The organism is Porphyromonas endodontalis ATCC 35406, from assembly GCF_000174815.1.
Classification (GTDB): domain Bacteria; phylum Bacteroidota; class Bacteroidia; order Bacteroidales; family Porphyromonadaceae; genus Porphyromonas; species Porphyromonas endodontalis.
On the sequence record NZ_ACNN01000005.1, the window covers coordinates 1 to 14,041 of the forward strand.

Here is a 14,041-nt window from a genome sequence, read left to right on the forward strand (position 1 = left end):
TACTTTCCTGAGCGAACTCGTTCGGTATTCCCCCCTGCTATTCTTTGGTTTAGCGTGTGGCAATCATTGCTTAGAGCTTGATACCCAATTTTTGGGCAATTGCCTTGGGTAGTGCGTTCTTGTGAACAACGATATTCATCGTGCGACCGGCTGCATAGTTTTCGCTGATGTACCAAATACCCTTGTAGGCACCGGCTTCTCCCCATGAGTTCTTAATCATGAAGAAGGGGCGACCAGCTTGGTTCTTAGCCATACCGTAGATAACCATCCCGTGGTCATCGGTTAGGGTATAGTTATCGAAGCACTTTTGGCGATATTCTTGAGTTGGATTGATCTCGGGGCAGTCGGGAGTGTTGATTTGCTTTAGGATCTCTGCACGGCGAGCAGCGGTGCTTAGACCAATCCAGCGAGCTTGATCCGAACCTGCGGTTTCGATAGCCTCTACGTCGGCAAGTACACCGATTCCGTCGCGATTGAAGCCAACTTCGCTCACGTCGGCACCCCAAGCGATGGGATAACCCGTCTGGATAGCGTTACGCATTACCTGCATAAGTTCGTCGATGGGGAGGTTGTAACTATCGCTCCAGCGCCAGTTGTCTTCAATTTCGAGACCGAACTTTGTGTAGAAGGGGTGGTGCGTATAGCTCGTAAGAGATACGTAGTCATCTGCATTTATACCGAGGCTCTTAGCAAAGGTCATGGGCGTGTAGCTCTTGCCTTTGTAGGTGAAGTTCTGAGGAAGTTCGCCCAAGTAACCATCAATCATGGCATCGAAAGCCTTACGCCATACGGGAGAGAGCTTTTCGTTTGAGTTCTTGACAATGGCATCGAGATAGCCCTTAGCTGCATCTGCCATTTCGTTGTGCGCATTGCGCTTTGTGCCGTAGTTAAGCCCTGTCATTACCTCTTCGGGTACAGCACCATAGTGCTTGAATACGTAGAGTACATCGTAGAATGAACCACCCTGACCGAAGTTGAGTTTGCCGTGGAGACGCACGTACTTATCGGCTTTATCACGGTAGCTGTGGCTTACCACGAACATGTCCGAGAGGTCGTATTCGGGCCTGCCCATACGGAGGAGTTCGGCTTCGAGGAAGCCAATCGTAGAGTAAGACCAGCACGTTCCTGAGTTCCCCTGATCCTTAATAGAGGTGATGGGAAGCTCTTTTACGACCGTGAATTGGTTGGTTTCTACCTTAGCGTCTTGTGCGTTGAGGCATCCCAACGACAAAAGTCCGGCTAAGAGTGCAATCGAAATCTTTCGCATGATTCTTTTTGTTTTGTACTTATATAATTTCTATTGTGAATATCTTTTGGGTCTAGAGAGGGCGCAACTTGAGCGCTTGGATAAACTGATGAAGAGGCGTTTGTGGCTCGGCAGCCAGGGAGCGGAAGAGCTCTAGTGGCGTGATGCTTCGTTGGCTGCGTTCCTCTTCTATAGTCTCGATCTGCCGCACTTGTAGCGTAATGTCGCTATTGTGTAGCGCACTTCGGAGGTAGCTTAGGAGGGAACCCTTTATGCGTTCTACAGCGTTCACTTGCAGCATATTAAACATGATTGCCTCTATCTCTGTGCCGTTGTGGAGCTTGGGTAGTACCTCATTGAAGGCGTTCTTGAGAAAGAGGTTCTTTTGCAAATGTTCCTCTGCATAGGCGTTCCACGCAATCTGCATTTCGGTCTCAGTAAAGGACCGTTTCTCTTGAGTGGGAGCCTTGGGGGCAGCTGCAGAAGTCGCAGTGGGCGAAGGAGCTACCGCGGGACGAGGAGCCGGAGCTACAGGGCGAGGCGCTGCCATGCTAGCCGTTGGGGGTGGCTTGGGTAGGTCAATGGATTGTGGAGCCTCTGTGGAAGCTCCTGTTTGGCGAGGGGTGGGTGGAGCACTAGGGCGTGCCGGAGCCGGAGCCGCGATTGGTTGTGGTCTGGGAGCGGCTACAGGACTTGGCGCAGAGGGCGGTGTCGCTGCCGGTGTTGGGCGTTGATTGGGGGTGTGGCTTGCCGAAACCCTTTCTTGAGCAAGCGAGGTGAGGGAGAGGAGAGTCATTTCTACCAAAAGTCGCTTAGCATTGCTATTGCGATACTCTTTGAGACACTCCATCAGTTTTGCGATCGCTTGGTACAAAAATCCGCGTCCGGAAGCCTGAGCCAATTGATTATATGAGGCCTCTGTCTCTTTGGTTAAGTGCAAAAGAGGCAGCGTCTGTGGGTCGAATGCTAAGAGAAGGTTGCGCAAGAAGTCGGTCAGCCCCAAGACAATCGTCCTAGGGTCGAAGCCTCGCATGATGAGTTCGTCTAGGAGAAGGAGGGTAGAGGCATAGTCGTTGTGTACGAGAAGGTCCACGAAGCGGAAGTAGTAATCGTCGTCTAGGATGTTGAGGCTCTCTAGGGTACGACTATAGGATACTTCGCCATCGGTATAGCTCGCTATTCGGTCGAATACTGAGAGGGCATCGCGCATCCCTCCATCGGCTTTTCGGGCAATGAGCTCTAGAGCCTTCTCCTCTACTTGGATCTCTTCTAGCTGGGCAATATGCCGCAACTGCCCTATGATAACATCGCTAGGGATGGGTTTGAAGTCGAATACTTGGCAGCGAGAGAGGATGGTGGGAAGTATCTTTTGCTTCTCGGTGGTAGCCATGATGAAGACGACATACTCGGGTGGCTCCTCCAGCGTTTTGAGGAAGGCGTTGAACGCCGCCGTCGAGAGCATGTGCACCTCGTCGATGATATAGATTTTGTAACGCCCTACTTGGGGAGGAATGTTTACCTCCTCGATGAGCTGGCGTATGTCGTTGGCAGAGTTGTTGGAGGCCGCGTCCATCTCAAAAACGTTGAAAGAACGCTGCTCGGCAAAGGCTCGGCAACTATCACACTCGCCGCACGCCTCGCCGCTAGCAAGGGGCGACGCGCAATTGATGGCTCTAGCAAAAATACGGGCTGCGGAGGTCTTTCCTACCCCTCTTGGGCCGCAAAAAAGATAGGCGTGCGCCGTCTTCTGCTGTAAAATAGCCCTTCGGAGAGTTTCACTTACAGCCTCTTGACCTAGTAAGCTCTCGAAGGAGTCCGGACGAAATTTCCGGGCTGATACTACAAACTTTTCACTCATAATGATTGCAACGCACTAGGTAGACCTCTAAAGTCTATCTTGCTACAAATGTACGTATTGTTGCGAGAATACCCAACTGACTTATGCCTGGGGAGGGTGGGAAGCGGCAGGGGAAAGCCGAAGTCCCTTGCCGGGCATGGCAGGCCTGTAGCGGTACACCTATTACATATAAGGGGCGTATTGTCTCATACGTTCGTTGGTTTATTGTATGGGGAGAGTTGCTCGTAATCGCTTCTATTCCCGGATTGATCCCCTCGAAGAGCTTGCCCTAGGGATGAAAATTTCTTGGGCGGCGAAATTTTGAGTATAGGGCGGAAAGGAAAAGAATTAGGCTGTATTATATTCCGTTTTTGTGAGTGATTTATTCATTTTCTTATCGTTTTGGTGTCATTTTGCTGCCTGATTGATGTATATTTTGCCTAATTGCACGCGTGGGGAATAAATCGCTTATATTTGCGCCGTGGGTGATTTCGTAGTGGATTTCCCCCGATGTAGCGTGAAGTAATAACCCTTAATTGATAAAGACATATGATTGATTTTAGCAAGTATCCCGCAGAGCCGTTTCGCATCAAGAGCGTAGAACCGGTTGCCATGATCGACCGTGAAGAGAGATTGAGAGTAGTAAAGGAAGCCGGTTACAACACCTTCCTAATCAACTCCAAAGACGTATATATCGACCTTCTTACCGATAGTGGCACGAACGCAATGAGCGATCGCCAGTGGGGTGGTATGATGGTGGGCGATGAGGCGTATGCCGGTAGTCGCAATTTCCATCGCCTGCAAGACACGGTGCGTCGTCTCTTCGGGTTCAAATATATTGTGCCTACCCATCAAGGGCGTGGGGCAGAAAATATCTTGAGTCAGATTGCCATCAAGCCGGGGCAGTACGTACCCGGTAATATGTACTTTACCACCACTCGCTATCACCAAGAGCGCAATGGAGGGATATTTGTGGATATAATCCGCGACGAAGCCCACGATGCCACGCTCGACATCCCCTTCAAAGGGAATATCGACCTCAATAAGTTACAGCGCCTTATTGACGAGAAAGGCGCAGAAAACATTGCCTACGTCTGCCTTGCCGTTACGGTGAACCTAGCCGGTGGGCAGCCTGTCTCCATGGCAAACATGCGGGCTGTACGTGAACTTACCAACAAGTATGGTATTAAGGTCTTCTACGATGCAACTCGCTGTGTAGAGAACGCCTATTTCATCAAAGAACAGGAAGAAGGGTTTGCCGATAAGAGCATTACCGAAATTGTTCTTGAGATGTTTAGCTATGCCGACGGCTGCACGATGAGCGGTAAGAAAGACTGTTTGGTAAACATTGGCGGCTTCCTTTGCATGAACGATGAGCACCTATTCCAAGATGCCAAAGAGATGGTGGTTGTCTATGAAGGTATGCCTTCGTATGGAGGTATGGCAGGCCGCGATATGGAGGCAATGGCCATTGGTTTGGAAGAGTCGATGCAGTACGAGTATATCCGTCACCGAGTATTACAAGTACGCTATTTGGGTGATTTGCTCAAGGAGGCAGGGGTACCCATTATTGAGCCGGTAGGGGGGCATGCCGTCTTCCTCGATGCTCGCCGCTTCTGTCCGCACCTCACACAAGAGCAATTCCCAGCCCAGAGCTTGGCCGCAAACCTCTATGTGGAGAGTGGCGTGCGCAGTATGGAGCGTGGTATTGTATCGGCAGGTCGTGATAATAAGACAGGGGAGAATCATACTCCCAAACTAGAGACGGTACGTCTCACCATCCCTCGCCGTGTCTACACGTATAAGCATATGGACGTTGTGGCAGACGGGGTGATTCGTCTCTTCAAGCACAAAGAAACCATCCGAGGATTGCGCTTTGTGTATGAGCCTAAGCAGCTCCGCTTCTTTACGGCTCGTTTCGAAGAGATCTAATTCTTTGCTTTAAGTTTCTTCTTCAGGATTCGATACGTACCCTCGCCCTTTGTTGTGGAGTAAAATCTCAATAAGGGCGGGGGTGTGTCGTTTATTATTTCGGAAAACCGTAACTTCGCCGAAGAGAAAGGCGAAGTCTTATGTCCTAACTTTCACCTCCGAGAGAGGGGAGTTGGGTTTCCTTTCTCTCTGTACCACTAGAGTGTGTTAGAAGTAATGGTAAAAGCATCTGTAGGAGATCGAGTGCGTTTTTTGAATGCCCAAGGAGGAGGCATCGTGCGCCGTATTGAAGGGAAGGTAGCTTGGGTAGAGGGGGACGATGGCTTTGAGTTGCCCACCCCTTTGCATGAGTGTGTCGTGGTTAATGAGCGTGATACTTTTGTGCCTGCCTATCGTACTCCGCGAGAGATTCAGGAGGAAAAAGAGGCAAAGCGAGAGCGTCGCGCCGGGTCTTCACAGGCATCCCAAAAGGTAGTGCCGACCCCTTCTCATACAGTATCCCAACATAAAAAAGAGGAACTTCCACCTCCTCAGACTTTCCTTCCGGAGCGTCCCGAGGGCGAACAGCTCTCTATTTATATCGCATGGTTGCCGGAGGACTTTGTTACATTCGGCAATTCTCCGCTCGAGTGTTACCTGATCAATGATAGCAATTACCACGGATATTACACGTTGTCTGCCCAGCAGAGCAATGGCTATTACCGCCTTGTCTCTACGGGGATAATAGAGCGCGATACTAAACTGTTGGTCGATACCATCCCCCTTGCAGAGCTGAATGATCGGGAGTGTTTACACCTTTCTTTCCTTCCCTATAAACCCCATAAAGCCTATAAGCATAAGGAGCCGGTCTCAATCGCTTTCAAGCCCGATGGGGTCAAGTTCTTTAAGCGTCATTGTTACGTAGATAACCCGTTTTTTGACGAAGATGCCCTTGTGCTCCCTCTTGTGGAGCAGGACAAATCGCGTCACGCCACAGTAGCTCCTGCAGACCTTGAAGCCTTGGCAGAATCCATTAAGATGCCCAGAGCTCAAAAAGAGCCTGCTCGCCCCCAGCGCGAGGAGAAGCGAAAAGCGCATAAAGAGCCGCTGGTAGTGGATTTGCACGCAGCGGAGTTGCTCACGACGTTGCAGGGTATGTCTCACCATGATATCTTGCAGCATCAGTTGTCGGTTTTTAGGGAAACTATGGATAAGCACCTTAAGAATAAGGGGATGGAAATCATCTTTATTCATGGTAAGGGTGAGGGGATCCTTCGCAAAGCTGTCCTCGATGATTTGCGTAAGCGTTACCCAAAAGCTTCGGCTCAAGATGCCTCATTCCAAGAGTACGGCTTTGGTGCCACTAAGGTGACAATTCACTAGCATTCTATTATAGTGTAGGGTATGGCTCTAGAGATCGAACGCAAGTTTCTCGTCAAGGATAAGGTCTTTTTAGAGGCTGCAGAGAGGCATGTCTCTATATGTCAGTACTATCTACACCAAGACGAATCTGGGGGTGTGCGTCGTGTTCGCTTTCTAGATGATAAAGTATATCTCACGATCAAAGGACTTTCTTCTCCCGATGGTTTAGTGCGAGAGGAGGTGGAGCGTGAGATCTCTCCGGCGGAGGGACAGACTCTCCTCGCGCAGGGGCATGAGGGCAAGGTGTGCAAAACTCGCTATTACATACCCTATGCCTCTTTTTTGTGGGAGGTAGATGTCTTTCATGAGGAGCTTGAGGGGCTTATCATTGCCGAGGTAGAGCTCCCGAGTTTAGAGGCTCAGCCTTCGCTCCCCTCTTGGGTGGGGGAAGAAGTTACCGGAGATGTTCGTTATTACAATAGTGCGCTGGCGCGAGTGGGGCAGTACCCTTTCCCTGCTGCCGACCAGAGCAAACAACCGTCCAATACTTAAGTAGCATAAACTTATGAACAAACGATTTTTTCTTACTCTTTTGTTAGCATTTGTCTGCTCCACACTCGCCTATGCCGATGGGGGAATGTGGTTAATGCAGCAAATCAACGGACAGGTAGCGCGGATGAAATCCCTCGGGATGCAACTAGAAGCTGCCGATATTTATAATCCCAACGGCTCGTCGCTCAAGGATGCGGTGGTGATGTTTGATGGGGGATGTACGGGTGTATTGGTTTCGAATCAAGGCCTGCTTCTTACCAACCATCACTGTGGCTACGACCAGATACAGAAGCACAGTAGTGTACAACACAACTACCTCAAAGATGGTTTCTGGAGCTATTCTTTGGCAGAAGAGCTTGTAAATCCAGGTTTGGAAGTGGAGATTGTAGACGAGATAACAGATGTAACCGCCGCGGTAAAGAAGGAGCTGGAACGCATCAAAAAGCCCTCGGGGCTGGAGTTCCTCTCGCCAAGATACCTCTCCTCTCTTGCCCCCGAGATCGTGGGTAAGAAGGCTGCTTCGCGCCCTGGGTATCGCTACGAGATTAAGGCTTTCTATGGGGGTAATCGCTACTATATGTTTACCAAAAAGGTATTCCGCGATGTCCGTTTAGTAGCTGCTCCTCCCAGCTCTATTGGGAAGTTTGGTAGCGATACCGACAACTGGGCTTGGCCACGCCATACGGGAGACTTCTCTATTTTCCGTCTTTATGCCGATAAGAATGGCAATCCGGCTGAGTACTCAAAAGATAACGTTCCCTACCGCCCCAAGCGTTGGGTCAAGGTTAATGCTCAAGGCGTAAAGGAGGGAGATTTTGCCCTCATCATGGGCTACCCCGGTACGACTTATAAGTTCTTTACGGCTGATGAGGTGACTGAGTGGAGCGAAATTGACAACAACATTCGTATAGAGATGCGAGGGATTCTCCAGGATGTGATGCTGCGTGAGATGCTTGCCGATCCCAAGATCAATATCATGTATGCCGCTAAATATGCCTCTAGTCAGAATGGCTACAAGAGAGCACAAGGGGCCAACTGGGCTATTCGCCGCCGCTCTCTTCGTGAGATCAAGTTGGCTCAGCAACAAGAGGTGCTGGCTTGGGCAAAGCAAAAGGGTATTGCCACAACCGAAGAGGCCGTTCGGGCTATCAGTAAAGCGATAGAGGGACGTCAGGATCTTCGGATGCGTCAGCGTTATCTCCTAGAGGGGATTCTAATGGGTATTGAGATGAGCAATGCTCCTGCTGCCGATAGTGATATCGCAGATCATTGGGACGACCCTGCAAGGCGAGAAGCCGGCTTGCAATCGATTCGCAAGCAGTTCGAAGCCTTCTTTAATAAGGACTATAGCCCCGAAGTGGAAAAGGCCTTGGCCATCGCTCTTCTGACTCGCTATGCCGAGCGAATCCCTGCTGAGAAGCAACCCATTTCTATACGTGAGGGTATTGCCGAGTACGGATCTGCCAAAGCGTATGTAGAGATGATTTTTGATAAATCTATCTATGCCTCCCGTGAGCGTTTCGAGGAGTTTATGAAAAATCCCGATCGAGATCGTCTCTTGCGCGACCCTATGAGCCGTTTTGCAGCATCTGTCGCCTATGAGCACCAAAAGCTGGCAAAAGAGGTGGCTGCTTTTGACGCTCCGCTCGCTGCGGCGCAACGCTCCTATGTTGCCTCCGTGCTTGACATGAAGGGGCAACCCAATCTTGCTCCCGATGCCAACCTAACACTCCGCTTTACCTATGGTGAGATCAAGGGGTATCAACCGCGTGATGTGGTGACCTATGGAGCCAAGAGTACCCTAGAGGGAGTAATGGAAAAAGAGGATCCCAATAACTGGGAGTATGTCGTGGATCCCAAGCTAAAGGCTCTCTACGAAGCCAAGAATTATGGCCGTTATGCCAATTCGGATGGCTCGATGCCGGTCAATTTCTGTGCAACAACCCACACAACGGGTGGTAACTCAGGTAGCCCCGTGATGAATGCCCGTGGCGAGCTTATCGGACTCAATTTCGACCGCAACTGGGAGGGTGTAGGTGGTGACATAGAATATCTCCCCAACTACCAAAGGAGTATCATCTTGGACATCCGTTACCTGCTCTTTATTATAGATAAGTTTGCAGGTTGCCAGCGTCTGATTGATGAGATCCAACCGCAGTTCTAACCCAATATTGTTTTAAATCAAAATAGAAGAGATGGTATTCCCTTTGCTGTAGAGCTTGGACTACCATCTCTTTTTCGTAAGTTATGGAGAATGAATTTCTGAAATTAGAGGAAGACATTGTGCGCATGCTTCGCACGGTCTACGACCCCGAGATCCCCGTAAATGTTTACGACTTGGGGCTTATATATAATGTGGATATAAAGGAGGATGGGCTAGTAACCATTACGATGACCCTCACGGCTCCCAATTGCCCTGCGGCAGATTTCATTTTGGAAGATGTGCGCCTAAAGGCTGAGAGCGTGAAAGGAGTCTCTCGCTGCGATATCGAATTGACTTTCGAGCCTGAGTGGAATCGGGAGATGATGAGCGAAGAGGCAAAATTGGAGCTCGGCTTCCTCTAAGCAAATCCTTGCCCAAAAGTTGTCTCCCTTTTTGCCCAAGAATTTTTTCATTTCTGCCTGATTTTCTCAGAAATCTTGCCCTAGACTTTTTTATTTTCCACCCTGCGTTTTTAGAAGTTCTACCCTTCTCATAAAAATAGATTCGATACTCTGTGATTTACTTTACAAGCGACGCGCACTTAGGTTCGCACTATCACCCTGATGCTTCGGCTGTGGAGCGTAGGTTGGTGGCTTGGCTGGATGCAATTGCACCCGATGCCGAGGCCATCTACTTTTTGGGAGATATGTTCGATTATTGGTTTGAGTATCGTCATGTGGTACCCAAGGGCTATGTGCGTTTCCTGGGTAAGGTGGCCGAGTTGGCAGACAAAGGGGTGGAGATTTATTTCTTCCAAGGAAATCATGATGTGTGGATGCGCGATTACTTCGAAAAGGAGTTGGGCGCACACGTTGTAGATCATGCCATGGAGGTGCAGTTGGGCGGAGCTACTTTTCGTCTTTCACATGGGGATGAGGAGTATCGAAAGGAGCGTTGGGTTAATGATGCGATGTACAGGCTTTTCCGTGCAAGGTGGGCACAACGGCTTTACGCTGCCGTGCATCCGCGTTGGACGGTAGGGCTGGCTCTCGGGCTTAGCGAGCGGAGTAGGCGAAAGGGGCTGCAGAAGCAGTCTGCCACTTATGGGGGCGATAATCCCTATTTTCACCTCGAGGATGAATGGTTGGTGCGTTGGGTTAAAGCTCGCCGTGAGCAATTCTCCCATGTACAATACTTCCTCTTTGGACATCGTCACTTGCTGGTAGATCTGATGCTGGGAGAGGGGCAGCGGCTCCTTATCTTGGGAGATTGGCTTCATTACAATAGCTATGCAGTGTGGAACGGTCGGGAGCTTTCTCTTGAAACGTTTGAGCTATCCGACCTTCCAATGAATGGATGAACCCTTTTGATGTTTTTGGGTGGTGATTTGCTCGGAATCAGTTGCTATATAGTGATAAATTACTATATTTGTCCCCAGTATAAAACGCAAGAGCGTTGTGCATTTCTCGCGGAGAGTGCAGGTGTTTCTTGCCAATATGCCGATTATGAAAAGGTTAGCACCGAGTGCCGTCTTTAGAGAGAGGGGGCTCCCTTTCTCCTCCCCGAGGTGAGTTCTGGTGCCTTAAGTGGATTCCCATACTATGTAGGGATTACGCTCCTAGCCACAGAGAAAGATATGAAATAAGATACTACTTAGGAGAGAGTAGAAGAGAGAAGAAAAGGTAGAGCGTGCTAGAGCGCGACAAAGAAGATAGGACAATCGCCCCACGTTGTGTAGCGGTCGCCCTTTTTCTCGTGAGTGCTACTCGTTCCTTCTTTGGGTTACAGGGCGATAATCATCCTCCAAATCTTCCCTCTCCCTTATGGCTTTAGAGAATAAAAAAAGAACAGATAATCAAATTAGTAACAAGGAAAAAGAAATGTCTATGAAAAGATTGGCACTATTCTTCCTTACCCTGATGATGGGGTTGGGTTGGGCTGTAGCCCAGAATAGAACAGTGACAGGTACCGTTACTTCGGCAGAAGACAACGAACCTATCCCTGGCGCAAACATTGTAGTCGTGGGGCATACCAACATTGGTACTACGACCAACTTAGAAGGGAAGTTCCAGATTTCCGTTCCAAGCAATGCAAAGCAGCTTCAGTTCTCATTTGTGGGGATGAAGACACAAGTTTTGGACGTGAAGAGCGTCATGAACGTGGTGCTTGCTTCGGATACCGAGGTGATGGAAACCGTTGTTGTTGTAGGTTATGGCTCTGGTCAGAAACTTAGCACCGTATCGGGTTCTGTAGCTCGCGTTTCTAGCGAAAAACTGGAGAACAAACCCGTCGCTAACGTAATGGACGGACTCCAAGGTCAGGTTGCTGGTATGCAGGTACAGACCTCTAGTGGGGATCCTAACGCTGCTGCTTCGGTACAAATCCACGGTAATGCTTCTCTTGGAGCAGGGGGGGCACCTCTTTATATCATAGATGGTGTACAGACATCTGCTAGCGTGGTTATGGCCATGAACCCCAATGACTTTGAGTCTATTACTGTACTTAAGGATGCTTCTTCTACCTCAATTTATGGTGCTCGTGCTGCCAATGGGGTTATCGTAATTACTACCAAGCGTGGTAAACTCAACGAGGATGGGCGTATTTCTCTCAATGCCATGTATGGTATCTCTTCTCTCATCAGCGATCGTCCTATGCGTCAGATGATGACAGGGCAGGAGCTTATCGAATATCAACTCCGTCATACCGATGGTAAGGCTGCTCGTAAGAGATTCTTGGATGGATTCCAGGGAACAGCTTTCGATGGAACTGTGACGCAGGATGAAAATGGCGACTATACCGCTACTGTTGGACGCGATTATGACTGGCTCTCTTTCTTCCTCGGAAAGAAGGCTCCTACGTTCCAGGCAGATATGTCTATATCCGGAGGTACTGACAACGTTTCCTACTATGTGTCTGGGGGGTACTTCACTCAGGAAGGGATCTCTAACTCAATCTCAAGGTATAATAAGATTAACCTCCGTAGCAACATTGATGCCCGTGTAAAATCTTGGCTCCGTGTTGGTGTCAATATTTCTGGAGGTCTTGTACAGCAAATCTCTGCAGATGCTTTCAATAGTGCCTATGTTGATGGTGGTACATTTGGTGCACTCACTATCCCACGTTACTATAGCCCATATACTCGTGATGCTAATGGTAATTCTACCAACACTAGGGCAGACTATCTTACTTTCCACCGTCTCTATCCTGCAATCACGGATGCTGTCCTCTACAACCCCGAATACAAAGCTAAGTTTGTAAAGGAGGGGTCTAATAGCTATCGTTTTGGTGGTTCTGCATATGCACAACTTCGCCCCGTTGACGACCTTATTCTCAAGAGCCAAGCCGGTGTAGATATGGTTTTCAGTCGTGATGAAATGCTCCTATATCCCAAGCATCCCGAAGTGAGTGGTTATGGTATCAATAGACAGTCTTATGACGGCTCTTATGCCATTACCTGGACCAATACGGCTGAGTACAAGTGGAAGCAGAGCGATAACAATAACTTCACGTTCCTCCTCGGTCAGGAATTCGTAGATAGCAAGAGCGAAGGCTTCTCAGCACGTGCCAAAGGCCTTACGAACGACAGGTTTATGATGTTGAGCCATGGTATGAAGGGTAATTATCTAACTCTCCCCAGCCAGTACCGTACGGCTTATGCTTACTTCTCTCTCTTCGGTCGTGTAAACTACCTCTTCAAGGATTACATGGCATTCGACTTTACGCTCCGTAACGACCGCTCTTCTCGCTTTGGTGCTAAGCACCAAGCTGCTACCTTCTTCTCTGTTGGTGGTATGTACGACTTCATCCGTTCGGGTGTAGTTTCTGATAAGGGGGTTGTGAGTTCGCTCCGTCTTAAAGCTAACTATGGTACACAGGGTAACTCCTCAATTCCTCTCTACGCATCCTATGCTCGCACAGGTACCATTAACTATACAGACGAACTCGCATTTGGTGTTACCTCTATTGGTAACGACGATCTCGCTTGGGAACGTCAAGGTATGTTGAGCGTTGGTGTTGACTATGGTATGTGGAATGATGCTCTTACTGTAGACCTCGCATTCTATAACAGAAAGACTACCGACATGTTGATGAATGTACCTCTCCCTTACTCTACAGGTTATTCATCTCGTTGGGAAAATGTGGGTGCCATGACCAACCGCGGTATTGACCTCACAGTTAACTACAACTTCCTTCGTACCAAAGATTGGGATGCTTACGTTTCGGCAACCCTGAACTACAACAAAGAGCGCATTGATAACCTCTTTAGTGAAAAGACCAATAAAGATGGTTACCGCGTAGGCGAAATTCACTATGCCGTAGGCAAGTCTATGGTATTCTACCAAGCTTCGTATGCAGGTGTTGATCCCAAAACCGGTAAGCAAATGTGGTACAAGCTTGATGCAAATGGAAATGTAACCAAAGAAACAACAACTGAGTATAGTGATGCCTTGAAGCACCGTATTGAGCATGCTTTGCTCAATGCTCCTTTCTCAGGAGGTCTTCAGATGGGTGTAACTTGGAAGAAGCAGCTCTCTCTTACGATGGACTGGACTTTCCTCGCAGGTGTTTATTCTCTCAATAATGACCGTTACTTCCTCGAAAACAACGTAAGTGGAGGATTTATGATGCTTAACCGTTCTAAGAAACTTAATAACGAGTGGAGAGATGATCTAACTGACGAGGAAAAGGCAAAGGTGACAGCTCCTAAATTTGACGAACAAACGGTAGTTGATGATCGTTTCTTGGAAAACTCTTCTTTCCTCCGTCTTAAAAATATTCAATTGGCTTATACTTTCCCGAAGAGCGTATTTGGCACACAAAAGGTGATCACCGGAGCTAAGGTTTATGTTTCGGCTCGTAACCTCTTGACCGTTACGTCTAAGGAATATAACGGCTTCGACCCTGAAACAAGTGCCGGTGGCCTTACGCTGAACAAATTCCCCAATACGCGCCAATTCGTTGGTGGCATCCAACTAATGTTCTAATAAAA

The 14,041-nt window shown here is 48.8% G+C and carries 9 protein-coding genes; 7 read left to right on the forward strand and 2 right to left on the reverse strand.

The window, feature by feature from the left end; all coding sequences use genetic code 11:
* Positions 1–70: 70 nt before the first annotated feature.
* Together POREN0001_RS00110 and dnaX are read right to left on the reverse strand one after the other, a co-directional pair.
* Positions 71–1,267 (reverse strand): C1 family peptidase, encoded by a 1,197-nt coding sequence (locus POREN0001_RS00110; protein WP_004332304.1) that lies wholly within the window; start codon positions 1,265–1,267, stop codon positions 71–73.
* A 52-nt stretch (positions 1,268–1,319) separates the two neighbouring features.
* Positions 1,320–3,104 carry a DNA polymerase III subunit gamma/tau gene (dnaX, locus tag POREN0001_RS00115; protein WP_004332233.1) on the reverse strand — a complete coding sequence of 595 codons (1,785 nt, stop codon included), beginning with the start codon at positions 3,102–3,104 and terminating at the stop codon, positions 1,320–1,322.
* Between the two features lie 528 nt (positions 3,105–3,632).
* On the opposite strand from dnaX, the gene POREN0001_RS00125 reads away from it, so the two are divergent.
* The 7 genes from POREN0001_RS00125 (at position 3,633) to POREN0001_RS00155 (ending at position 14,036) form a co-directional block, all read left to right on the forward strand.
* Entirely contained in the window at positions 3,633–5,015 is a 1,383-nt protein-coding gene (locus POREN0001_RS00125; RefSeq protein WP_004332005.1) for a tyrosine phenol-lyase, read from the forward strand.
* Between the two features lie 204 nt (positions 5,016–5,219).
* Positions 5,220–6,377 (forward strand): DUF2027 domain-containing protein, encoded by a 1,158-nt coding sequence (locus POREN0001_RS00130; RefSeq protein WP_147286669.1) that lies wholly within the window; start codon positions 5,220–5,222, stop codon positions 6,375–6,377.
* 21 nt (positions 6,378–6,398) lie between these two features.
* Positions 6,399–6,908 (forward strand): CYTH domain-containing protein, encoded by a 510-nt coding sequence (locus POREN0001_RS00135; RefSeq protein WP_004332176.1) that lies wholly within the window; start codon positions 6,399–6,401, stop codon positions 6,906–6,908.
* Between the two features lie 13 nt (positions 6,909–6,921).
* Positions 6,922–9,072 (forward strand): S46 family peptidase, encoded by a 2,151-nt coding sequence (locus POREN0001_RS00140; protein WP_004332217.1) that lies wholly within the window; start codon positions 6,922–6,924, stop codon positions 9,070–9,072.
* A gap of 83 nt (positions 9,073–9,155) precedes the next feature.
* Positions 9,156–9,473, forward strand: a complete 318-nt coding sequence (locus POREN0001_RS00145) for a metal-sulfur cluster assembly factor (RefSeq protein WP_004332156.1) — start codon at positions 9,156–9,158, stop codon at positions 9,471–9,473.
* Between the two features lie 152 nt (positions 9,474–9,625).
* The gene (locus POREN0001_RS00150) at positions 9,626–10,411 is read left to right on the forward strand and encodes a UDP-2,3-diacylglucosamine diphosphatase (RefSeq protein WP_004332209.1); all 786 of its coding nucleotides are present in this window, start codon (positions 9,626–9,628) and stop codon (positions 10,409–10,411) included.
* A gap of 526 nt (positions 10,412–10,937) precedes the next feature.
* The gene (locus tag POREN0001_RS00155; protein ID WP_040579847.1) at positions 10,938–14,036 is read left to right on the forward strand and encodes a SusC/RagA family TonB-linked outer membrane protein; all 3,099 of its coding nucleotides are present in this window, start codon (positions 10,938–10,940) and stop codon (positions 14,034–14,036) included.
* Positions 14,037–14,041: the final 5 nt, after the last annotated feature.